This is a genomic window from Comamonas sp. CMM03, from assembly GCF_019218715.1.
Classification (GTDB): Bacteria; Pseudomonadota; Gammaproteobacteria; order Burkholderiales; family Burkholderiaceae_C; genus Comamonas; species Comamonas terrigena.
The window spans coordinates 343,219-364,288 of record NZ_JAHUXB010000002.1; the positions used below are offsets into that span (position 1 = coordinate 343,219).

Consider the following 21,070-nt stretch of genomic DNA (forward strand, 5'->3'; position numbering starts at 1 on the left):
TGCCTATTCAGTGGTTTTCAGCCTATTTCCCGCGCTATCAGGTTCGATTCCTGTCGGAGAGACCACATGCAAGGCCGTCGGAGCACACGTTCCGACGGCCTTTTTGTTGCGCCCGGCAAAACCTGACAACGCGGCCGCCGCCTGCAACTGCAGTACAACCGGGGCTCCGGTTTTGAGATATCCGCCATGAGCATTGTTGTCTACTATCTGCTGAACACCTCGCCCGAAGGCGCCGAGCCTGCCTGGCAGCCGCAGTGCCTGCCGTATTCCGATGCACAGATGGGCGAAGCGCTGCAGCAATGCCAGCGCCTGCGCAGCGATGCCCGCCATGCGCATGTCACGATTTCGTCCGAGCTGCGCAACATGGTCGGCCCTGTCGGCGTGGCGGCAGTGGAAGGTGGCCGCACCCCGGACGGCGAACTCTACGACTGGAGCAAGGCAGGCCGTGCCGGGGCCAGCCGCAAACATGCCCAGCAGCCCCCGGTGCAGCGCAAGGACATGGACACCTGATTCCGCTGCACACGCTCTGCCCCTTGGAGAAAGCCCTGCCATGCACCGTACCACCCGCCGCATTCTGATGGCCTTGCTGGTCGCCTTTCTGGCCTATGTGGCCGTGTTCACGGTGGCCATGGTCTCCCAACTGGCCGACGCGGCCGACCGCGTCCATGCCGGTGCCGGGCAGTGGACCTTCTGGAGCCTGCTGGCCCTGCTGGCCGTGGCGGTGGTGGTGCCCACTGCCTTGCTGCTGCGCCTGCCTGCGGCACTGCAACCACCCGCCAGCGACGACACCGCAGCGCAGGCGGCCTACCAGACACGGTTGCGCCAGCACCTGGCGCGCAACGCCCACCTGACAGGCCAGCCGCTGCAGGCGGAGAACGATGTGGCACAGGCACTGGCGCAACTGCAAACCCTGGCCGACGCCGAGACCCGCCGCACCGCCGCCAGCGTGCTGGCCAGCACGGCGCTGCTGCAAAACGGCCGGCTGGACGGTCTGGTGGTATTGGCCAGCCAACTGCGGCTGGTGTGGCGTGTGGCACGCATCTACGGCCTGCGCCCCTCGCTGCGCCAGATGGGCTACCTCTACGGCAATGTGGGCGCCTGCATGCTGCTGGCCAACAGCCTGGACGAGATGGACTTTGCCGAACTGGCGGCCCCGCTGGTGCAGGCCACCACGCCCGCAGCCCTGGCCAGCGTGCCCGGCCTGGGCGCCATGGGCAGCCTGCTGACCAACAGCCTAGCCAGCGGCGCTGCCAATGCCTTTCTGACTTTGCGCGTGGGCCTGATGGCCCAGGCCTACTGCGCGCCGCTGCAGCGCCCGGAACACGCTGCCGTGCGCCGCAGTGCCACCGTGCGCGCGGCCGGCCAGTTGGGCCAGCTGGTGCGCGAAGCAGGCAGCAGCGTCAGCCAGGCGGTCTATGGCCGCATGCGCGATGCCGTTAGCCAGACCGCCCAATCCACAGTGGACAGCGTGCGCCAGAGCGGCCAGACCGTGGTGGACGCCACGCGCGATGCGGCCCGCAGTGCAGCCAGCACGTCCGGCGCCTGGGTGGACCAGGCCACCGGCAAGCTGCACCAGGCCACGCTGCAGGTGGCCGACCACACGGCACGCGCCGCCGATGCGGTACAGCACAGCACCCAGCAGGCCACGCAGCAGACACGCGACAAGCTGCATGCGGCCATCGTGGCCTTGAAGAAGAAACCTTGAGCCAGCGGACTGGCCTACAGAGCCTGCAAACAACGCGCTCCAGATGCGCGCGCCCTTCGCTCCATCCGAAGCGCTGCGACCTCCACGGCCGCACCGCAACCGCCTAGGCCGACTCCACGGCCGGCCAGCACACCCGCACGCACAGCCCTCCCAGTGCGGCTGATTCCAGCAGCTCCACCTGCCCGCCCTGGCGCTGGGCAATGGTCTGCACAATGGCCAGCCCCAGGCCGCTGCCGGGCACGCCCGATGCGGCGGCACCGTCGGCGCGCACAAAACGCTTCAGCGCCCGCGCGCGCTCTGCGGCGGGGATGCCCGGGCCGCTGTCTTCCACGCGCAGTTCCACCTGGGCCGGGCTGTCGGGCACAGCTGGCAACAATGCCAGCCGCACATCCACCTGCCCACCGGTGGGCGTGTACTTGATGGCGTTGTCCAGCAGATTGCCCAGCAGCACCTGCAGACTGGCGGACTCTGCCCGCACATTGGCGGCAGCGGCACTGCCTTCGGCCAGCCCCAGGTCCACGCCCTGGGCCTGGGCGCTGGCGGCCAGATCGGCCAGTTGTTGTGCCACCAGCGGCGCCAGGTCAACCACCGGGGCCGGGCTGCTGTGCGCCCCTTGCTGCGCATCTTCGCGCGCCAGCAGCAACAACTGGTCCACCAGCTGGGCTGCGCGGTCGATGCCGGCTGCCAGCCGCTGCTGGGCCCGCTGGCGCGCCGCCTCATCGGGCGCGCGCTGCAGGCCTTGCAGCTGCAGCTTCAGTGCCTGCAACGGCGAACGCAGGGCGTGGGCGGCATCGGCCACAAAATGCTGCTGGCTGGCAAACGCCTGCTGCACGCGGGCGAACAGCAGGTTCAGCTCCTGCACCAGCGGCTGCACTTCCTGCGGCAAACCGGCCTCGGCCACCGGCGCCAGCGATGCGGCGCTGCGCCCGGCCAGCTCGCGCCGCACCCGCTCCACCGGGCGCAGCGCATGGCCGACCACCCACCACACAGCCAGCGCCAGCAAGGGTGCCAGCAGCGCAATCGGCCACACCGTGCGCCAGGCCAGCGTGCGTGCCATTTGGCGGCGCACCTGCAGGTTCTGCGCCACCTGGATCACCTGGGCCGGGGACTGCAGCGAAAACACCCGGTAGGTCGTGCCGCGCACCGGTACATCGGCAAAGCCCAACACCGCCATCTGCGGCAGCGCGGCCCCGAAGGCCGATTCAAAAATGCGCAGGCCTTCATTGGTCCAGACCTGGACAATGAATTCGTGGTTCTCGTCCTCCGGCGGCAGCAGGGGGGAGGCGGCACGCGCATCCACCGGCAGGCCGGCGCGCAGTGCCAGCGCGGTCTGGCGCATCTGGTAGTCGAACAGGGCATCGGCTTCCGCCAGCGCATTGCGGTAGGCCAGCGCGCCCTGCAGCAGCGCGGCCAGCACTATGGCCAGCCCCATCAGCACGATGAGGCGAAAGCGCAGCGAAGTCGTCTTCATGCCTTGGGCACCATATAGCCCAGCCCGCGCACATTGAGAATGAACGCAGCGCCCAGCTTCTTGCGCAGGCCGTGGATGTACACCTCGACCGCGTTGCTGCCCACTTCCTCTCCCCAGCCGTAGAGCTTGTCTTCCAGCTGGGCGCGGCTGAGCACCTGGCCCGGGCGGGCGGTCAGGGCTTCCAGCACCGCCCATTCGCGTGCCGACAGCGCCACGCTGGCGCCGTGCAAGGTCACGCTGCGGGTGCTGGGGTCCACCTCCACGCCGCCGTGGCAGTACGCCGGCTCGGCCCGCCCGCTGCTGCGCCGGTGCAGTGCGCGCATGCGGGCCAGCAATTCATCCAGGTCATAGGGTTTGACGATGTAGTCATCCGCCCCGGCATCCAGCCCGGCCACGCGCTGGGCCACGGCGTCACGGGCCGTGGCCACCAGCACCGGCGTGCGGTCCTTGCGGGCACGCAGTGCGCGCAGCACGTCCAGGCCATCCATCTTGGGCAGACCCAGATCCAGCAGCACCAGGTCGTAGGCGGTGGTGCGCAAGGCCGTGTCGGCCTGCGCACCGTCGCGCGCCCAGTCCACGGCGTGGCTGGCGCCACGCAGCAGGTCCTGGACGGCTTCGCCGATCATGGGATCATCTTCAACCAGCAGCAATCGCATGGTGCAAGCATAGCCGTGTGGCGTCCCGATGGATCCCGCTCAGCCCAGGTGCACGGGGACAAAGATCTTGTCGCCCCCGCGCATCACCAGCAGGGCCACGGTCTTGCCGGCCTTGGCCATGGCGGCCTGCACGGTGTCCATGCTGCTGACCGGCTGGTTGTTGATGGACAGCAGCACATCGCCGGCCACCACACCGGCCTGGGCTGCAGGCCCGGCCACCTGGCCGATCAGCAGACCGCCCTGCACGCCCACCTGCTGCTGTTCCTGCGGGGTCAGCGGACGCAGGCCCAGACCCAGCTTGCCTTTTTCCACGCTGGCCTGCGCGGTCTTCTTGGCCTTGGCATCGTCCGCGCTGGCCAGGGTGGCGCTCAGCTGCTGCAGCTTGCCCTGGCGCCAGACCGTCAGCTGCACCTGCTGGCCGGGCCGGCGCATGCCCACATAGGCTGGCAGATCGCCGGAGGAGACAATGCGCTGGCCGTCCACCTCGCGCAGCACATCGCCCGGCTGCAGACCGGCCTTGGCAGCGGGCGAGCCGTCCTGGACCGAGGACACCAGCGCACCTTCGGGCGAGGGCAGGCCAAAGGATTCGGCAAAGCCCTGGTTCACTTCCTGTACCGCGACGCCCAGGCGCGCATGTTCCACCTTGCCGTGGGCCACGATCTGCTGCTGGATTTGCGTGGCCAGCTCGATCGGGATGGCAAACGACACGCCCTGGTAGCCGCCCGAGCGGGTGTAGATCTGGCTGTTGATGCCCACCACCTCGCCCCGCGCATTGAACAGCGGGCCGCCCGAATTGCCGGGGTTGATGGCCACATCGGTCTGCAGGAAAGGCACCAGGCTGTCGTCCGGCAGCGAACGGCCCTTGGCGCTGACCACGCCGGCCGTCACGCTGTTCTCGAAACCAAACGGTGCGCCAATGGCCAGCACCCATTCACCCACCTGCAGGTCCTTGGTGTTGCCCAGGCGCACGGTGGGCAGGTTCTGCGCATCGATGCGGATCACGGCCACATCGGTCTTGGGGTCCATGCCCAGCACCTTGGCCCGGAATTCGCGCCGGTCGCTGAGCTTGACGGTCACTTCCTTGGCGCCATAGACCACATGGGCGTTGGTCAGAATCAAGCCATCGCTGCCCACGATGAAACCCGAACCCTCGCCCCGTGCCGGTGTATCGCGCGGCTGGGCCTGGGCGCCGGGCAGGCCCGGCATGCCAAAGCGGCGGAAGAATTCAAAGAAGGGATCGTCCGGGCTGATCTGCGGGCCGGCGCCGCTGTCGTCGTCATCGTCGTCGGCTGCGGCGTCGCCACGCATCTGCATGGCGCGGGCATCGCCCACCACGCTGATGTTCACCACCGCCGGTGCGTTGGCACGGGTGATCGCGGCAAAGTCGGGCATGGCCACCGTGGGCACGGAGGCCGGTGCGGCCGGGGCCACCGCAGCCGCCACGGCGGCGACCGGGGTAGCGCGTGCTTCATGGTGCAGACCGGTCACCAGACCGGCACCCGCTGCGCCAATGGCGCCAGCGGCCACCAGGGCCAGAACCAGACGACGGGGGGTAGAGAGCAGAGTATCCATGGCAGTTCCTTTTCAGTCCTACCGGCATGCCGGCATTGCGATGGACTGCAGTGTTCCCGCCCAGACTTAAAAGTGACTTAAGACGTGACTTAAGCCGCCGCTGCCGCCTGCGACTGCGGGCCTGGCACCTTGGTCAGCGCTCTTCACAGGCAGTGGCCCCACCTAGGCACAGCAATGGATGCGCTGGATGGATGGCCCGCAGCTGCGCGCTGCGCCTCGGCCCCCTGCCCCATGCGGCCATGTCTGCGCCACCGTGGCGGCGCGTGGCACTTACAGCAGCTCCAGCACCTTCTCGGGCGGGCGGCACAGCGCGGCCCCCTTGGGGGTGACCACGATGGGGCGGTTCAGCAGCGCCGGATAGGCCGCCACGGCCTGGATGATCTGCACATCGCTCACGCCCGGCTGGTCCAGACCCAGCTCCTGGTAGACCGCTTCCTTGGTGCGCAGCAGCTCCCGCACCGGCACCCCCAGGTGTTCCACCAGCTCGGCCAGTTCGGGCGCCGTCAGCGGCGTGGCAATGTAGTCGACGATATTGGGCTCGATGCCGCGCTCGCGGATCAAAGCCAGCGCGCCGCGCGAATTGCTGCAGCGGGCGTTGTGAAAAATGGTGATATCGCTCATGCCGCGAGTGTAGAGGCAGCGCAGCCCCCGCACACCCGGTCCGGCACGGATTCAAGGCCGGTTGCGCAAGCCCAGTCCGGCGGCAGCCAGCACCAGCCAGCCGGCAATCAGGCAGGTGCCGCCCCAGGGCACGAACATGCGCAGGCTTTCCACACCGCCCAGAATGCGCAGATAGACCAGCCCGCTGAACAGCAGCACCCCCACGGTGAACAACAGGCCGGCCAGCGCCAGTAGCCGGCTTTCCGCCCGCTGCGCCAGTGCCCCCACGCCCAGCAGCGCCAGCGCGTGGAACATCTGCTGCTGCACGGCCGTCTGCAGAGTGGCCCGTGCCGCTTCGCGCAGGGTGGAGTCTTCGATAAAGCCCAGCCCATGCGTTGCATAGGCGGCCATGCCCACGCCCACGGCGCCCAGCAGCCCTGCCACTGCAATCCAGATTCGTCCACCCATGGCTCTCGGCCCTTTCCTTGTTGCTTGGTTTACTTTCGCCCGGACCGCAGGGTGCGGCTGAGCATGATGACGGGAATCAGACCTACGGCCACCAGCGCCAGCGAAGGCAGTGCCGCCTCGCCCAGGCGCTCGTCGCGGGCCAGCTGGTAGGCCACCACGGCCAGCGTATCGCTGTTGAAAGGCCGCAGCACCATGGTGGCAGGCAGCTCCTTCATCACGTCGACAAACACCAGCAGGCCGGCGGCGGCCGTGGAACGGCGCAGCAGCGGCCAGTGCACGCGGCGCAGCAGGCCCCAGCCGCCCGTGCCCAGCATGCGGGCCGATTCATCCAGGCTCATGGGAATGCGCGAATACCCGCTTTGCACCGACTGCAGTGCCACCGCACAAAAACGCACCAGATAGGCCCAGACAATACCCACGGCCGTGGCGGTGATCAACGCGGGCAAGCCCCATTCCGGCACCGCCTGCTGCAGCCAGCCCACCGGCAGCAGCAGGCCCACCACGATGACGGCACCCGGCACGGCATAGCCGATGCTGGCCAGCTGCACCACGCCACGCGTCAGCCCATCGGGGCGGCGGCGCACGGCATAGGCCAGCGCCAGCGCAATCGCCACCGCCAGCACAGCGGTGATGGCGCCCAGGCGCACGCTGTTGGCGGCCCATTCCAGAAAGCGGTTCCACGGCAGCACCGTCCAGTCGGCCGCCAGCGGGCGCAGCATGAAGGCCACCGGCGCCACAAAGCCCATCACCACGGGCAACAGGCATACCAGCCAGGCCAGGGCGCAGCGCCAGCCGCGCAGGCGCTGGGGCTGTGCTTCGGCCGAGCCGGCACGGCCCACGCCGCTGGTGGTAAAGCGCATGCGGCGCTGGGCACGCAGCTCCAGCTGCAGCAGCAGGACCACCAGCACCAGCAGCATGGTCGACAGCTGGGCCGCGGCAATGCGGTTGTCCATGGCCAGCCAGGCTTTGTAGATGCCGGTGGTGAAGGTCTGTATGCCGAAGTAGCTGACCACGCCGAAGTCCGCCAGCGTTTCCATCAGCACCAGCGCCACACCGGCCGCCACGGCCGGGCGGGCCAGCGGCAGGGCCACCGTCCAGATGCGGCGGCGCAGCGAAGCACCCATAAGCCGCGCCGCTTCCATCAGGTGGGCGGCGCGCTCGCCCAGCGCGGTGCGGGCCAGCAGATAGACATAGGGGTAGAGCGAAAAAATGAACACCCAGACGGCACCACCCAGGCTGCGCACCTCGGGCAGCAAGCGGCCTTCCAGGCCATAGGTGTCCCGCAGCCAGACCTGCAGCGGACCGCTGAACTGCAGGAAATCGGTGTAGGCGTAGGCGGTCACATAGGCCGGCATGGCCAGCGGCAGCAGCAGCAGCCACTCCATGGCGCGGCGGCCCCGGAAGTCGAACAGCGTCACGGCCGCGGCCGTGCCGGTGCCGACAATGGCAGCGCCCAGGGCCACCAGCAGGCCCAGCCAGATGGTGGTGCCCAGATAGCCCGGCAGCACGGTGGATGCCATCTCGCGCAGGATGCTGCCGGGGGTGGCTTCACCCTGGCCCAGGGCCTGGTCGATGGGCAGCCACGAGGCCAGCACGGCCAGCACCGGCAAAGTCAGAAGCAGCGCCAGCAGCAACAGCGGGAGGGCGCGGGGAGAGAAGGAACGGAAACGCAAGAGCAGGTCCTGGCGGAAGATGGAGGTCACATCCCGGGGTCAGCGACCCACCACAAGTGTCCATTCCGCAGGGAATGGAAAGAATGCAAATGCAAATTCTACGCATTTGCCGTCTTCTACAATTTAGCCATGTTCCTCCAAGTGTCCCAACTCGGCGTGCGTTACGCCGGTCGCCCCCGCCCGGCTGTCGACGGCGTGTCCCTGAATCTGCAGGCCGGCGATATCGGCGTGCTCATCGGCCCTTCGGGCTGCGGCAAGACCACGCTGCTGCGCGCCGTGGCCGGGCTGGAGCCGGTGAGCGAGGGCACGATTGCGCTGGAAGGCCGCGTGGTCAGTTCGCCCACGGTGGCCCTTCCTCCCGAGCAGCGCCGCATCGGCATGGTGTTTCAGGACTACGCGCTGTTCCCCCACCTGAGCGTGGGCCGCAACGTGGCCTTCGGCATCCACGATCTGCCCAAGGCCGAGCAGGAGCGCCGTGTGGCCGAGGTGCTGGAACTGGTGGGCCTGGCCGGATCGGCCGCGCGCTTTCCGCACGAACTCTCCGGCGGCCAGCAGCAGCGTGTGGCCCTGGCCCGCGCGCTGGCTCCACGCCCGCAGCTGCTGCTGCTGGACGAGCCGTTTTCCAACCTGGATGTGGACCTGCGCGAACGCCTGGCCCACGAGGTGCGCGGCATCCTGAAGGAAGCCAAGGCCACGGCCTTGTTTGTGACGCACGACCAGCTGGAAGCCTTTGCCATTGGCGACAAAATCGGCGTCATCCACGATGGCCATCTGCACCAATGGGACAGCGCCTACCGCCTCTACCACCGTCCGGCCACGCGCTTTGTGGCGGACTTCATCGGCCACGGCGTGTTCCTGCCGGCCGAGCTGCGCCCGCACGGCGACCACGGCGTGGTGCTGCACACCGCGCTGGGCGATCTGTTGGATGGGGATGAATGCCCCCTGCCCTCGGCCTACCCCGGAGGCCAGTGCGATGTGCTGCTGCGCGCCGACGACATCGTGCACGACGACCATGCACCGGTGCAGGCGCAGATTCTGCGCAAGGCGTTCCGCGGTTCGGAGTTTCTCTACACGCTGCGGCTGGACAGCGGCCACAACGTGATGGCCCATGTGCCCAGCCACCACGACCACGCGGTGGGCTCGCGCGTGGGCATCCGTCTGGACATGGACCATGTGGTGACCTTCCCACGCGAGGAACAGCTCAGCCCGGTGCCCTGAGCGCTGCGCACTGCGTTGAAGGCTGCTGAGGGGCTGCGCTGCAGCCCCCTGCCCTTCAGCCGATTTTCTTGAAAGCCTTACGCAGTTCCTTGAGCGCGTTGTCAATCATCTCCTCCACCGTGGGGTGGTAGTACGGCAGATCGCGCAGGCTCTCCGAGGTTTCGCCGCGCTGCACCGCCCAGGCCAGCTGGTGGGCCAGGTGCTCGCCACCGGCGCAGAAGATGCTGGCACCCAGCAGCTTGCGGCTGCTGGCATCGGCATACAGCCGCAGCACATGGTGGGGCGCCTGCATGATCTTGGAGCGCCCATTGCCGCTGCCGCGCGTGGTGGCCACCACGGCATCGGGCGGCAGGCTGTGGAAGCGCTTGCCCACCACGGCCAGATCCGGGTCGCTGAACACGATCGACAGCGGTGCGCTGCGCCGGCGCACGGGCTGGCCTTTTTCCAGCCCCAGGTGCTGCAGCGCGCGCTGGGCGGCAATCACGCCGCCCACGGCAGCCTCGTGCATCAGCGGCCGGTCGCTGCTCACATCGCCGGCCAGGAACATGGGCACGCCCAGCACCTGCTGCGTGACCGCGTCCCAGCGCAAACGGCCCTTGTCGTCGAAATGCGCACCGGCCTGCTCCAGCGCCAGCGCCTGGGTCCGTGGCACGCGGCCGGTCGCAGCCAGCACCCAGTCCACCTGGGCCTGCACGGCCCCGGCCTGAAAGTCCACCCGCCCGTCGCTGCGGCGCTGCGCCGTCACCGGCGCCTCGAACGCCATGGGAAACTGCCTGCCGAAGTAGTCCAGTGCCGCGCTATTCACTTCCGGGTCTTCCATCAGCCCGATACGGCGCGACCGGTTGCTGCCCACCACCTGACTGCCCAGGCGCGACAGCGCCAGGCCCATCTCCAGGCCGATGGGGCCCAGGCCCACCACGGCCAGGCTGCGCGGCAGCGCGTCCAGATAAAACAATTCGTCGGTGGTGATCAGCTTGTCGCCGAGGGCATCGTGCAGCGCCTGGGGCCGCGTGGCTTCGGAGCCCGTGGCCAGCACAAAGGCCTTGGCTTCCACCGTGGTGCCGCCTTCCAGCAGCAGGGTCTGCGGCCCGGTGAAACGCGCCTGGCCGCTCAGCAGCGCATCGCCCGCCAGATCGTTGAGCTGGCGGATATTGCCTTCCACCAGCTGGTCGCGTGTGGTCAGGGCCTGCTCCCACAGCAGCTGGGGCGTGGTGCTGCCTGCGGGCAGCAGGTCCAGCGCACGGTCGCGGTGGGCCGCTGGCAAAAGGCTGCGCAGCATGTCCCAGCGCTTGCCAGCCTGCAGCACGGCCTTGGACGGCATGCAACCCACACGGGCACAGGTGGTGCCCAGCGGGCCCTGGTCAATAATCACGGCCCGCACGCCGGCCTTGCGCAGCGTGCTGAAGGCATTCATGCCCGCTGTTCCGGCGCCGATGACGGCCACATCCACTTGCACGTTCGCTCCCATGTCTGCCCTCCTGAACTGATGACTTGCTCACCATTCTGATAGCAGAACGTGCAATCTGCAGTAGGCAAATGGCCCGATGCGCCCGGAAACCAACACGGCCCGGGATCACCGGGCCGTGTGGCGGGGAAAAGCGCGGGCAAATTCAGTCGCCCGCCGGACCGCAGGGCAGGCCTGCCAGGGCCGCCACGCGCTGGCGCATGTCTTCGCTCCATGTGCGGCGGTCGCGCCCACGGGCCGTCTCGGGCACACCATAGTGCACCTGGGCCACCAGATCGTCGGCGCGCAGGGTGCGCCAGATGGAGGTCAGCAGCGTGGTATCACCCTCGTAGCTGGGTGCAGTGCTGACTTCGCCGCTCGCCGCCGTCACAAAGCGCAGCGCCACGGGCTGCACCGGCACATCGGCCACCACGGCCGACTGCAGCAGATTGCTGTGGAACGGCAGCAGGCGCAGGCCATCGCCCGTGGTGCCTTCAGGAAACACGGCCAGCACATCGCCCTGGGCCAGGCTGTCGGCCATGGTCTGCACCATGCGCTGCGCGTCGCGGCGCGAGCTGCGTGCGATGTACAGCGTGCCCGCCGCCGTGGCCAGCCGGCCGATCAACGGCCAGCTGCGCACATCGTCCTTGGAGACAAAGCGGCAAAAGCGTGCCGCGTGCATGACAGGAATGTCCAGCCACGAGATGTGGTTGGCCACCAGCAGGGCCGGCCCGTCCGACACCGGATGGCCGATCACTTCCAGCCGGATGCCGGCCTTGCCCAGCAAGGCGCTGGCCCAGGCCTGCACACGCTGCTGGCGTTCCAGGCTGTTGAGGCGCGGAAAGCGCCACACCACCGTGGCCATGCCCTGCAGGACATGGCCCAGCATGTGCAGCGCGCGGGCGCTGGCCCGCAGATGACTGGCCATGGGTTGTGCTTTCGGCCGTGCTTTACGCGCGCTCGAAGGCGATATGGCCGCCCACCACGGTCAGCTGCACGCGTGCGGGCAGCTCGTAGCCGTTGAACGGTGTGCTCTTGCCCTGGCTGGCCAGTTCGCTGGCACCCACGGTCCAGGCCGCTTGCGGGTTGACCACGCACAGGTCGGCCACGCCGCCATCCACCAGCTGGCCCAGGCTGGCCTGCAGCGTACCCAGGGCACCGCCCAGCACGCGGGCCGGAGCCGCGGTGACCACTTCCAGGGCACGCACCAGCGGCACGTTCTGGTCCTGCGACCACTTCACGGCCAGGGCCAGCAGCAGTTCCACCCCGGTCGCACCGGGCTCGGCCTCGGCAAACGGCAACACCTTGGCATCTTCATCCACCGGGCAGTGGTCGGAGACCAGGGCGTCGATGGTGCCATCGGCCAGTGCGGCGCTCAGCGCATCGCGGTCGCGCTGCTGGCGCAGCGGCGGGACCAGACGGGCACTGCTGTCGAAGTAGCCGATGTCGTTTTCGGTCAGGTGCAGCGAGTTGATGGACACGTCGGCCGTCACGTTCAGGCCCTCGGCCTTGGCCTTGCGCACCAGTTCCACACCTGCGGCGCTGGACAGGCGGCACAGGTGCACGCGGGTCTGCGAGCCACGGATCAGCTCGAAGATGGTATGCAGCGCAATGGTTTCTGCCGCCACCGACACGCCGGACAGGCCCATGCGCGTGGCCAGCGGGCCGCTGGCGGCCACGCCCTTGCCCAGGTCCTTGTCCTGCGGGCGCAGCCACACGGCGTAGCCAAAGGTGTTGGCGTAGGCCAGCGCGCGGCTGAGGGTGGTGATGCTGGCCAGCGGCACATCGGCCTGGCCGAAGGCCACGCAACCGGACTCGGTCAGCTCGGCCATTTCGGTCAGCGTCTCGCCCTTCAGGCCCACCGTCAGCGCGCCCATGGGGAACAGGCGCGACTGGTGCAGCTTTTCCGCACGGAACTTGAGCATCTCCACCAGGCCCTGCTCGTCCAGCACCGGATCGGTGTCGGGCAGGCAGACCAGGCTGGTCACGCCGCCGGCCACGCTGGCGCCCATTTCGGAGGCCAGCATGCCTTCGTGTTCATAACCGGGCTCGCGCAGGCGCACGGCCAGGTCCACCAGACCGGGCAGCACCCACTGGCCCGAAGCATCGACCACCCGGTCGGCCTCAAAACCGGCCGGTGCCTGGCCCACCGCCACCACACGGCCGGCGGCCAGCGCCACATCACAGACCTGGTCAAAACCGCGGGCCGGATCGATCACGCGGCCGTTTTGAATCAAGATTTTCATGGTTTCACACCAAATGGGCTGCCCATGCGCTCTGCAGGCACACAAGCAGCAATCAAAAACATACCCAGCAAAGCCTCACGCCACCCGCCCCTGCACACCGCCTGCTGTCGCAGTGACACCGAACCCGCGCCGTCCCGGCGCAAGGGTGTCGCCGCCCTGCCCCCGGCAACGCAGCGGGCGAAGGGGGAAGCGGCACAACCGCTCAGGGGCGTGGCCGGATGCATCAGGCCTCGTTACCGGCCACGATCGACATGACCGCCATGCGCACGGCGATGCCGAAGGTCACCTGCGACAGGATCACCGCCTGGGGGCCGTCGACCACGGCGGAGTCGATCTCCACGCCGCGGTTGATGGGACCCGGGTGCATGACGATGGCATCGGGCTTGGCCAGCTCCAGGCGCTTTTCGGTCAGGCCGAAGCTCTTGAAATACTCCTGGCTCGACGGCAGCAGCGCACCGCTCATGCGTTCGTTCTGCAGACGCAGCGTGATGATGACGTCGCAGTCCTTGATGCCTTCTTCCAGGTTGTGGAAGACGCGCACACCCATCTGCGCCATGTCCGACGGCACCAGGGTGCGGGGGCCAACCACACGCACCTCGGCTGCGCCCAGGGTGGTCAGGGCGTGGATGTCCGAACGCGCCACGCGCGAGTGCAGCACATCCCCGACGATGGCCACGCGCAGGTTGGAGAAATCCTTCTTGTAGTGGCGGATGGTGTACATGTCCAGCAGACCCTGGGTCGGGTGGGCGTGGCGGCCGTCACCGGCGTTGACCACGTGGACATGGGGCGCCACATGCTGGGCAATCAGGTAGGGCGCGCCGGATTCGCTGTGGCGCACGACAAAGATATCGGCCGCCATGGCCGAGAGGTTGTCGATGGTGTCCAGCAGCGTCTCGCCCTTGGCGGTGGAGCTGCGGGCAATGTCCAGGTTGAACACGTCGGCGCTCAAGCGCTTGGCCGCGATCTCGAACGTGGTGCGGGTGCGGGTGCTGTTCTCAAAGAACAGGTTGAACACGCTCTTGCCGCGCAGCAGCGGCACTTTCTTGACTTCGCGGTCGTTGACGTTCACGAAGTTGCTGGCCGTGTCCAGGATATGGGTCAGGATGTCCTTGGACAGCCCTTCGGTGGTGAGCAGGTGGATCAGCTCGCCGTTCTTGTTCAGCTGGGGGTTGCGCTTGTACAGCACGTTCATGCCTCTTTGACTTCAAATTGGAAGGTGCCGTCTTCGGTGCGCGCCAGCGCCAGCGACTGGCTGGCAGGCAAGGCCACGCGGGCGGCGGCAAATTCGGCGGCCACGGGCAGCTCGCGACCGCCCCGGTCCACCAGCACGGCCAGGCGCACGCAACCCGGGCGGCCGTAGTCGTACAACTCGTTGAGCACGGCGCGCACGGTGCGGCCGGTGTAGAGCACATCGTCCAGCACCAGGATGTCCGCGCCATTCACGTCGAAGCCCAGCTGCGTCTGCGCGCTGGAGGCCATGCCGCGCTGTGCGAAGTCGTCGCGGTGCAGGGCCGAGGACAGCACGCCAGGGGTGCCGGGCAGACCCAGGTCCTTGTGCAGGCGTTCCACCAGCCAGGCGCCACCGGAGGCCACACCGGCCAACTGGGTGTTGGCGCCCATCAGGCTGCGCACGCCGCGCAGCAGCTCGCGGTACAGGGCCTCGGCATCCAGCACCAGGGAACCGGCAGTGCCGGCGACGGAAACGCTCATGGAAGACTCCTCAAAAATTGCTCCAGGATGATGCAGGCGGATGCGGCATCCGCATCCTTGGCGCCACCGGCCAGGGCCTCGGTAGTGCTGTAGCGCTCATCCACTTCATAAACAGGCAGGCGAAAACGCCCATGCAGCTGGCGGCCGAACTTCCGGGCCCGGGCCGTGTTCTCGTGCGCCGCGCCATCCGGGTGGTAGGGCACGCCGATCACCAGGGCCTGGGGCTGCCATTCCTGGATCAGCTTTTCCACGGCGGCAAAGCGCGCATCGGCCCCTTCGGCCTGGATGGTGCGCAGCGGACTGGCGCCTCCCAGCACCCGGTTGCCCGAGGCGCAACCGGTGCGCTTGGTGCCGAAGTCGAACGCCAGGAACTGCTGGAAATGGGCCGGAACGGCAGGCGCCGCCGGCACGGGTGCGGCGGCGACAGGTGCTGCAGATGCGGCCGATGGGGTCGCGTCCAATTGCACGGCCGGGGCAGCAGCGCTGCCGGGCCGGTGGTCCGGGGTGGGATGGGTCATGCGTGCCCCGCGTCAGGCGAGAGCATCCACGCCTGCAGGCCGAGCAGGCCCAGGGCCTTGTCGTAGCGCTGATCGGGCGGGGTGTCGAACACCACGTCGGCGTCGGCGGCCACCGTCAGCCAGGCGTTCTCGCCCAGCTCGGATTCGAGCTGGCCTTCGCCCCAGGAGGCATAGCCCAGCGTCACCAGCACGCGGCGCGGGCCGGCACCGGTGGACAGGGCTTCGAGCACGTCTTTGGAGGTGGTCATCTCCAGCCCGCCGGGAATGGTCAGGGTGGAGGCATAGATGGCCGTATCGGGCGCTGCGCCCTCGACCACGATGGGGTCATGCAGCACAAAGCCGCGATCGGTCTGCACGGGGCCGCCCTTGAAGACGGGGGCGGCACTCAGATCATCCCGCCCCATGGGCAGGTCGATCTTGTGCAGCAGGCCTTCCAGGCTCAGCTCCATGGGCTTGTTGATGATCAGGCCGAGCGCGCCGCGCTCGCTGTGTTCACACAAGTACACCACGCTGCGGGAAAAAGATTCATCTTCCAGACCGGGCATGGCGATCAGGAAATGGTGCGTCAGATTGATAGGCGCAGATTCAGCGGGCATGGCCCTGATTTTAGCGGGGTTCGCCCCCGCCGGTCGCAGGCCGCCCGCGGACCGCCGTGGCGCATGGGGTCATAGGACGACAGAAAAAATGTGAGCTGCCTGTGCTTGCTTGGCAGTTATTCCCGCCATTCGGATGGCGGAATAACTGACTGTTCTGCTCCAACAACGCCTGCCCAAGCCCTGCCGCCAGGGCCTGGGCGGCTTGCACCGCCGCGCGGAGGGCTGCAGCGGGTGGACACGCAGTCTTCAGAATTCAGAACTCGACCATCTCGAAGTCGGACTTGCCCACACCGCACTCCGGGCAGGTCCAGTCGGCGGGCACATCTTCCCATCGCGTTCCTGCGGCAATGCCATGCTCGGGGCTGCCCTGCGCCTCGTCATACATCCAACCACACACTACACATATCCAAGTTTTAGGGTCCACCACAGCTAAAAAGGCCTTCACATAGAATGAATCATTTTATCCAGCCCTTAGCGGCGCTCGTCTTGATCGAGCCGACGCCTGGACTCGCGCATGGCCATTTCCCCTCCTTCCCCTCCACCCACCGAATCTGAGGCAGACGACGAGCTGGCGCTCACGGATCCGGTGTGTGTGCTGAGCTTCAACGCCTGCGATCCCTGCGGTGCATCGGGCCTGACCGCCGACATCACCACCATCGCCAGCGTGGGCGGTCACCCGCTGGCCGTGGTGACAGGGACCTATGTGCGCGACACCAACCGCATCTTTGACCACCACCGCCTGGACGACGAATGGGTGTCCGAGCAGGCACGCGCCGTGCTGGAAGACCTTCCGGTGCGCGCCATCAAGGTGGGCTTTGTCGGCTCGCCGGAAATCCTGACGGTGATCGCCGAGATTTCCACCGACTATCCCGACATCCCCATCATCAGCTACATGCCCGACCTGTCCTGGTGGGACAGCGACCAGATGGAGCAGTACCTGGATGCCTTCCAGGAACTGCTGCTGCCCCAGACCTCGGTGCTGGTGGGCAACCACGGCACGCTGTGGCGCTGGCTGCTGCCCGACTGGGAACACAGCCGCCCGCCCACGGCCCGCGACCTGGCCATGGCGGCCCAGGAAAAGGATGTGCCGTTCGTGCTGGTGACCGGCATTCCCCTGCCGGGCCAGTTTGTGGACAACGTGCTGTCCTCGCCCGAGACCGTGCTGGGCAGCAGCAAATACGAGCTGTTCGACGGCAGCTTCATCGGCGCTGGTGACACCCTGTCGGCCGCACTGGCCGCCCTGCTGGCCACCGGCAACGACCTGGGGGCCGCGTCCGAGGAAGCCCTGGAATACCTGGACCGCTGCCTGGACCACGGCTTTCGCCCCGGCATGGGCCATTTCCTGCCGGACCGCATGTTCTGGGCGCAGCCCGAAGACGACGAAGACACCGATGCCACCACCCCGGGTGGCACGGCAACCCCTGCAACCACTGCGCCCCTCGAGGGCTTTGTGATGCCCCCCCATGACACCAAACACTGACCTGAATATTGCCCTGTTCGAACGTGCCAAGGCCGTGATCCCCGGCGGCGTGAACTCGCCCGTGCGGGCCTTTGCCGCTGTGGGCGGTACCCCCCGCTTTGTGCAACGCGCCCAGGGCGCCTATTTCTGGGACCAGAACGACCAGCAGTTCACCGACTACATCGGCAGCTGGGGCCCCATGATCCTGGGCCACGGCCACCCCGAAGTGGTGACCGCCGTGCAGGCCGCCGTGCTCGAAGGCTTCAGCTACGGCGCCCCCACCGAGCGCGAAGTGGTGCTGGCCGAACAGATCCGCGCACTCATGCCCAGCATGGACATGGTGCGCATGGTCAGCTCCGGCACCGAAGCCGGCATGAGCGCGCTGCGTCTGGCCCGCGGCTACACCGGCCGCAACAAGATCATCAAGTTCAACGGCTGCTACCACGGCCATGCCGATGCCCTGCTGGTCAAGGCCGGCTCGGGCCTGGCGACCTTCGGCGCCTCCTCCTCGGCCGGCGTGCCCGCCGATGTGGCCAAGGACACCGTGGTGCTCGAGTACAACGATGTGGCCCAGCTCGAAGAGGCTTTTGCCAAGATGGGCAGCGAGATCGCCTGCGTGATCATGGAGCCCATCGCCGGCAACATGAACTTCGTGCGCGCCAGCGTGGCGTTCACGCGCCGCATCCGCGAACTCACGCAGGAGCACGGCGCCCTGCTGATCTACGACGAGGTCATGACCGGCTTCCGCGTGGCCCTGGGAGGCGCACAAAGCCTGTATGCCCAGCAGATCCCGGGTTTTGCCCCCGACATCACCGTGATGGGCAAGGTCATCGGCGGCGGCATGCCCATGGCGGCCTTTGGCGCCCGCCGCGAGATCATGGAAAAGCTCTCGCCCCTGGGCCCGGTCTACCAGGCGGGCACGCTGTCGGGCAACCCGATCGCCACGGCCTGCGGCCTCAAGACGCTGGAGCTGATCAGCCGCCCCGGTTTCCATGCCGAGCTGCATCTGAAGACCGGCCACCTGATGCAAGGGCTGAAGTCCGAAGCCAGCGCCGCAGGCGTTCCCTTCAGCGTGGACTGGCAAGGCGGCCTGTTCGGCTTCTACTTCCTGCCCGAACTGCCCACGACCTACGCCGAAGTGATGAAGACCGACGGCAAGGTCTTCAACAAGTTCTACCACGCCATGCTGGACCAGGGCCACTACTTTGCCCCGGCGCTGTATGAAGCGGGCTTTGTCAGCGCAGCCCACACGGACGAGGACATCGATCGCACCATCGAAGCGGCCCGCCAGGTGTTCAAGACGCTCTGAGCGTCCGACCGCTGCTCACCACGCCGGGCTTGCCCGGCGTTTTGCTGCCTGGATCAGGGTGCCGGGCGGGTCTCCAGGTCCTGGTCCTGCTCCCAGGCCTGGCCATGGGCCTGGATGCTCTGGCACACCACGGACAGGGCCCGGCCCAACGGCTTGTCCTTGCGCAGCACCATGGCCAGACTGCGCTCCAGCCGTGGCGCCAGCGGGCGCAGTTCCAGATCGTCCCGCGCCCCCCGGCCCTGCATGGCCATCCGCGGCAGCACGGCGTAGCCCAGGCCGATGGCCGCCATTTCCTTGAGCGCCTCCACGCTGTCCAGCTCCATCTGGGGGCGCGGCAGCTCGCCACCCCGGCGCAGCCAGGCATCCACCACGCCCCGGGTGCTGGCCGACTTCTGCAGCGCCAGCAGCGGCAGCGGCCGCAACTGGGCCGCCGTGGCGCTTGCGCCCGCCCCCAGCAGCCCGGCACGGGCCACGGCCACCAGCTCGTCGCGCAGCACCGGCGTGGCCAGCAGGGCCCGGCGGTTCACGGGCAAGGTCACCAGGGCCAGGTCCAGGCTGTTGTCCTCCACGCGGCGCACACATTCCTCGGTATTGCCGGTGACCACCACGATGTCGATGCCGGGATAGCGTGCCCGCACCTGGCGCAGCACGGCAGGCAGCAGGTACAGACACACGGTCAGCCCGGTGCCGATGCGCACCTGGCCGCTGACCCCGCGCGCATGGGAGCCCAGCGCCTGCTCCAGCCCCTCCAGCGCCAGGGCCACGGCCGGCAGCTGTGCCAGCAGGGCCTGTCCTGCCGCCGTGGGCACGGCGCGCCGGCCCACACGTTCGATCAGGCGCGTGCCCAGCTGGCGCTCCAGCTGCCGCAGCTGCAGACTGACCGCGGGCTGGGACAGCTGCAGCAACGCTGCGGCCTGGGAAAAGCTGCCTTCCTGCACCACCAGGCAGAAGCTGCGCAGCAGGACCAGGCTGGGGGCATTGGCCAAAGTTTCGCTGATACCTTGCATAAGCAACCCAAGATTCCTTTCATAGCTGACGCAGGCGAAGATTAGGCCATATGCACGACGCTTCCACCCCCTCCTCCCTCCCTGCCACCCAGCCCCCCGCCTTGCCGCCCATTGACGGCGAGCGCCTGTGGCGCAGCCTCGAGACCCTGTCCGGCTTCACCCGGCCCGATGGGCCCTGGACCCGCCGCGCCTTCAGCCCCGAATACACGGCCGCGCGCGCCTGGCTGCGCCAGGCTTTCGAAGCGGCCGGCCTGCAGGTGCGTCTGGATGCTGCCGGCAACCTGATCGGCCGCCGCCCCGGCCGGCGCAATGATCTGAAGCCCCTAGCCACGGGTTCGCACACCGACACGGTGAATGCCGGCGGGCGCTTTGACGGCATCCTGGGCGTGCTGGCCGGCCTGGAAGTGGCCCATGCCCTGCAGGATGCAGGCACCATGCTGGAGCACCCGTTCGAGGTCATCGATTTCCTCTGCGAGGAACCCAGCGACTACGGCATTTCCTGCGTGGGCAGCCGCGCCATGGCCGGCCAACTCAGCGCGGACATGCTGGCCGCCAGCGACTGCCAGGGCGACACCCTGGGCCAGGCACTGCAGCGCCTGGGCGCCCGCCCCGACGCGCTGGCCGAGGCCGACCGCCGCGCGGACGGCTTTGCCGCCTTTGTGGAGCTGCACATCGAGCAGGGCCCGATGCTGGAGCGCGCCGGGCTGGCCATCGGTGCCGTGACCGACATCGTGGGCATACGCCGCGCCCAGCTGTTCTTTGAAGGCCAGCCCGACCATGCCGGCACCACGCCCATGGAGGAGCGCAGCGATGCCCTGGTGGCCGCCGCCACCGTGATTCGCCAGGCCCAGCGCCTGGCGCGCCAGTGGAGCCGCACCCGGCCCCACTATGTGGTGGCCACGGTGGGCCGCATGGCGGTGTCCCCCAACGCCAGCAACACCGTGCCCGGCCTGGTCGATCTGACGCTGGAAGTGCGCAGCAACCATGCCCCCGTGCTGCAGGAATTCTGGGAGGTGCTGGCGCGGCGCTGTGACCCGGCCATTGCCCGCCTGGGCGTGCAGTGGCGGGTGGAGCCACGCACCCATGTGGACCCCGTGCCCTGCGCCCCCTTGGTCACGGCCGCCGTGGCGCAGGCTGCGCAGCGCCTGGAACTGCCCTGCCGGAGCATGCCCAGCGGCGCCGGCCACGACGCCATGTATGTGGCCCACTGCGGCCCCTCGGGCATGATTTTCATCCCCTGCCTGGACGGCCGCAGCCACAGCGCCGTGGAATGGGCCTCGCCCGCCCAGGTGCTGGCCGGCACCCAGGTGCTGGCTGCCACATTGCAGGACCTGGACCGCCAGCTGGACTGAGGCACGCAGGCGGGGATGCACCAGGGGCTCCACCTGCGGGGGACACCGGCCGGGCCTGGGCGCGGC

General features: G+C 68.3%; 21 protein-coding genes. 6 read left to right on the forward strand and 15 right to left on the reverse strand.

The features are described 5' to 3' along the window. Positions 1–186: 186 nt before the first annotated feature. Both KW830_RS08405 and KW830_RS08410 read left to right on the forward strand, forming a co-directional pair. The gene (locus tag KW830_RS08405; protein ID WP_218332829.1) at positions 187–510 is read left to right on the forward strand and encodes a hypothetical protein; all 324 of its coding nucleotides are present in this window, start codon (positions 187–189) and stop codon (positions 508–510) included. A 40-nt stretch (positions 511–550) separates the two neighbouring features. Continuing rightward, a complete protein-coding gene (locus KW830_RS08410) occupies positions 551–1,705 on the forward strand; it encodes a DUF697 domain-containing protein (protein WP_218332830.1) in 1,155 nt (384 codons plus the stop codon). 103 nt (positions 1,706–1,808) lie between these two features. Here KW830_RS08410 and KW830_RS08415 read toward each other — a convergent pair whose 3' ends face one another. The 6 genes from KW830_RS08415 to KW830_RS08440 all read right to left on the reverse strand — a co-directional run bounded on the left by KW830_RS08415 (position 1,809) and on the right by KW830_RS08440 (position 8,145). Beyond that, positions 1,809–3,176: an ATP-binding protein gene (locus tag KW830_RS08415; RefSeq protein WP_218332831.1), complete on the reverse strand. Its 1,368-nt coding sequence runs from the start codon at positions 3,174–3,176 to the stop codon at positions 1,809–1,811. Beyond that, positions 3,173–3,832: a response regulator transcription factor gene (locus tag KW830_RS08420; protein ID WP_218332832.1), complete on the reverse strand. Its 660-nt coding sequence runs from the start codon at positions 3,830–3,832 to the stop codon at positions 3,173–3,175. Before KW830_RS08420 ends, KW830_RS08415 begins: the two co-directional genes overlap by 4 nt. Positions 3,833–3,871: 39 nt before the next feature. Beyond that, positions 3,872–5,404, reverse strand: a complete 1,533-nt coding sequence (locus KW830_RS08425; protein ID WP_218332833.1) for a Do family serine endopeptidase — start codon at positions 5,402–5,404, stop codon at positions 3,872–3,874. Between the two features lie 270 nt (positions 5,405–5,674). Beyond that, the gene (arsC, locus tag KW830_RS08430) at positions 5,675–6,025 is read right to left on the reverse strand and encodes an arsenate reductase (glutaredoxin) (protein WP_218332834.1); all 351 of its coding nucleotides are present in this window, start codon (positions 6,023–6,025) and stop codon (positions 5,675–5,677) included. 51 nt (positions 6,026–6,076) lie between these two features. Then, positions 6,077–6,472: a DUF423 domain-containing protein gene (locus KW830_RS08435; protein ID WP_066539619.1), complete on the reverse strand. Its 396-nt coding sequence runs from the start codon at positions 6,470–6,472 to the stop codon at positions 6,077–6,079. A 29-nt stretch (positions 6,473–6,501) separates the two neighbouring features. Next, positions 6,502–8,145: an iron ABC transporter permease gene (locus KW830_RS08440; protein ID WP_218333156.1), complete on the reverse strand. Its 1,644-nt coding sequence runs from the start codon at positions 8,143–8,145 to the stop codon at positions 6,502–6,504. Positions 8,146–8,274: 129 nt separating this feature from the next. On the opposite strand from KW830_RS08440, the gene KW830_RS08445 reads away from it, so the two are divergent. Beyond that, positions 8,275–9,363 carry an ABC transporter ATP-binding protein gene (locus tag KW830_RS08445; protein WP_218332835.1) on the forward strand — a complete coding sequence of 363 codons (1,089 nt, stop codon included), beginning with the start codon at positions 8,275–8,277 and terminating at the stop codon, positions 9,361–9,363. Between the two features lie 55 nt (positions 9,364–9,418). Here the strand turns inward: KW830_RS08445 and KW830_RS08450 are convergent, their stop codons facing one another. The 8 genes from KW830_RS08450 to KW830_RS08485 form a co-directional block, all read right to left on the reverse strand. Continuing rightward, positions 9,419–10,831 (reverse strand): dihydrolipoyl dehydrogenase, encoded by a 1,413-nt coding sequence (locus tag KW830_RS08450; protein WP_218332836.1) that lies wholly within the window; start codon positions 10,829–10,831, stop codon positions 9,419–9,421. A gap of 142 nt (positions 10,832–10,973) precedes the next feature. After that, entirely contained in the window at positions 10,974–11,735 is a 762-nt protein-coding gene (locus tag KW830_RS08455; protein ID WP_066539623.1) for a 1-acyl-sn-glycerol-3-phosphate acyltransferase, read from the reverse strand. A gap of 22 nt (positions 11,736–11,757) precedes the next feature. Further along, positions 11,758–13,053 (reverse strand): dihydroorotase, encoded by a 1,296-nt coding sequence (locus KW830_RS08460; protein WP_066539624.1) that lies wholly within the window; start codon positions 13,051–13,053, stop codon positions 11,758–11,760. A 223-nt stretch (positions 13,054–13,276) separates the two neighbouring features. Further along, on the reverse strand, positions 13,277–14,239 hold the full coding sequence (locus tag KW830_RS08465; RefSeq protein ID WP_066539845.1) for an aspartate carbamoyltransferase catalytic subunit: 963 nt from the start codon (positions 14,237–14,239) through the stop codon (positions 13,277–13,279). Positions 14,240–14,241: 2 nt separating this feature from the next. Then, positions 14,242–14,763 (reverse strand): bifunctional pyr operon transcriptional regulator/uracil phosphoribosyltransferase PyrR, encoded by a 522-nt coding sequence (pyrR, locus tag KW830_RS08470; protein ID WP_218332837.1) that lies wholly within the window; start codon positions 14,761–14,763, stop codon positions 14,242–14,244. Further along, entirely contained in the window at positions 14,760–15,281 is a 522-nt protein-coding gene (gene ruvX, locus KW830_RS08475; RefSeq protein ID WP_083520551.1) for a Holliday junction resolvase RuvX, read from the reverse strand. The genes pyrR and ruvX overlap by 4 nt, the downstream gene beginning before the upstream one ends. After that, complete coding sequence (locus KW830_RS08480; protein WP_066539628.1) at positions 15,278–15,877, reverse strand: YqgE/AlgH family protein; 600 nt, start codon at positions 15,875–15,877, stop codon at positions 15,278–15,280. Before KW830_RS08480 ends, ruvX begins: the two co-directional genes overlap by 4 nt. Positions 15,878–16,130: 253 nt before the next feature. Further along, entirely contained in the window at positions 16,131–16,304 is a 174-nt protein-coding gene (locus KW830_RS08485) for a rubredoxin (RefSeq protein ID WP_172591871.1), read from the reverse strand. A gap of 87 nt (positions 16,305–16,391) precedes the next feature. Between KW830_RS08485 and KW830_RS08490 the strand changes: the two genes are divergently transcribed. Together KW830_RS08490 and hemL are read left to right on the forward strand one after the other, a co-directional pair. Continuing rightward, positions 16,392–17,357, forward strand: coding sequence for a bifunctional hydroxymethylpyrimidine kinase/phosphomethylpyrimidine kinase (locus tag KW830_RS08490; RefSeq protein WP_218332838.1), 966 nt, complete (start codon positions 16,392–16,394; stop codon positions 17,355–17,357). Further along, on the forward strand, positions 17,341–18,645 hold the full coding sequence (gene hemL / locus KW830_RS08495; protein ID WP_066539632.1) for a glutamate-1-semialdehyde 2,1-aminomutase: 1,305 nt from the start codon (positions 17,341–17,343) through the stop codon (positions 18,643–18,645). The genes KW830_RS08490 and hemL overlap by 17 nt, the downstream gene beginning before the upstream one ends. A 53-nt stretch (positions 18,646–18,698) precedes the next feature. Here hemL and KW830_RS08500 read toward each other — a convergent pair whose 3' ends face one another. Continuing rightward, positions 18,699–19,652, reverse strand: coding sequence for a LysR family transcriptional regulator (locus KW830_RS08500; RefSeq protein WP_218332839.1), 954 nt, complete (start codon positions 19,650–19,652; stop codon positions 18,699–18,701). 50 nt (positions 19,653–19,702) lie between these two features. On the opposite strand from KW830_RS08500, the gene KW830_RS08505 reads away from it, so the two are divergent. Next, positions 19,703–21,004, forward strand: coding sequence for a Zn-dependent hydrolase (locus tag KW830_RS08505; protein ID WP_218332840.1), 1,302 nt, complete (start codon positions 19,703–19,705; stop codon positions 21,002–21,004). Positions 21,005–21,070 lie beyond the last annotated feature (66 nt).

Excerpts from the sequence above, each read along its gene's own strand:
- KW830_RS08450 (WP_218332836.1), bottom strand. The coding sequence starts at position 10,831 with ATGGGAGCGAACGTGCAAGTGGATGTGGCCGTCATCGGCGCCGGAACA.
- KW830_RS08410 (WP_218332830.1), top strand. The coding sequence starts at position 551 with ATGCACCGTACCACCCGCCGCATTCTGATGGCCTTGCTGGTCGCCTTT.
- arsC (WP_218332834.1), bottom strand. The coding sequence starts at position 6,025 with ATGAGCGATATCACCATTTTTCACAACGCCCGCTGCAGCAATTCGCGC.
- KW830_RS08415 (WP_218332831.1), bottom strand. The coding sequence starts at position 3,176 with ATGAAGACGACTTCGCTGCGCTTTCGCCTCATCGTGCTGATGGGGCTG.
- KW830_RS08405 (WP_218332829.1), top strand. The coding sequence starts at position 187 with ATGAGCATTGTTGTCTACTATCTGCTGAACACCTCGCCCGAAGGCGCC.
- KW830_RS08445 (WP_218332835.1), top strand. The coding sequence starts at position 8,275 with ATGTTCCTCCAAGTGTCCCAACTCGGCGTGCGTTACGCCGGTCGCCCC.
- KW830_RS08425 (WP_218332833.1), bottom strand. The coding sequence starts at position 5,404 with ATGGATACTCTGCTCTCTACCCCCCGTCGTCTGGTTCTGGCCCTGGTG.
- pyrR (WP_218332837.1), bottom strand. The coding sequence starts at position 14,763 with ATGAGCGTTTCCGTCGCCGGCACTGCCGGTTCCCTGGTGCTGGATGCC.
- KW830_RS08435 (WP_066539619.1), bottom strand. The coding sequence starts at position 6,472 with ATGGGTGGACGAATCTGGATTGCAGTGGCAGGGCTGCTGGGCGCCGTG.
- hemL (WP_066539632.1), top strand. The coding sequence starts at position 17,341 with ATGACACCAAACACTGACCTGAATATTGCCCTGTTCGAACGTGCCAAG.
- KW830_RS08420 (WP_218332832.1), bottom strand. The coding sequence starts at position 3,832 with ATGCGATTGCTGCTGGTTGAAGATGATCCCATGATCGGCGAAGCCGTC.
- KW830_RS08490 (WP_218332838.1), top strand. The coding sequence starts at position 16,392 with ATGGCCATTTCCCCTCCTTCCCCTCCACCCACCGAATCTGAGGCAGAC.
- KW830_RS08480 (WP_066539628.1), bottom strand. The coding sequence starts at position 15,877 with ATGCCCGCTGAATCTGCGCCTATCAATCTGACGCACCATTTCCTGATC.
- KW830_RS08455 (WP_066539623.1), bottom strand. The coding sequence starts at position 11,735 with ATGGCCAGTCATCTGCGGGCCAGCGCCCGCGCGCTGCACATGCTGGGC.
- ruvX (WP_083520551.1), bottom strand. The coding sequence starts at position 15,281 with ATGACCCATCCCACCCCGGACCACCGGCCCGGCAGCGCTGCTGCCCCG.
- KW830_RS08460 (WP_066539624.1), bottom strand. The coding sequence starts at position 13,053 with ATGAAAATCTTGATTCAAAACGGCCGCGTGATCGATCCGGCCCGCGGT.
- KW830_RS08505 (WP_218332840.1), top strand. The coding sequence starts at position 19,703 with ATGCACGACGCTTCCACCCCCTCCTCCCTCCCTGCCACCCAGCCCCCC.
- KW830_RS08500 (WP_218332839.1), bottom strand. The coding sequence starts at position 19,652 with ATGCAAGGTATCAGCGAAACTTTGGCCAATGCCCCCAGCCTGGTCCTG.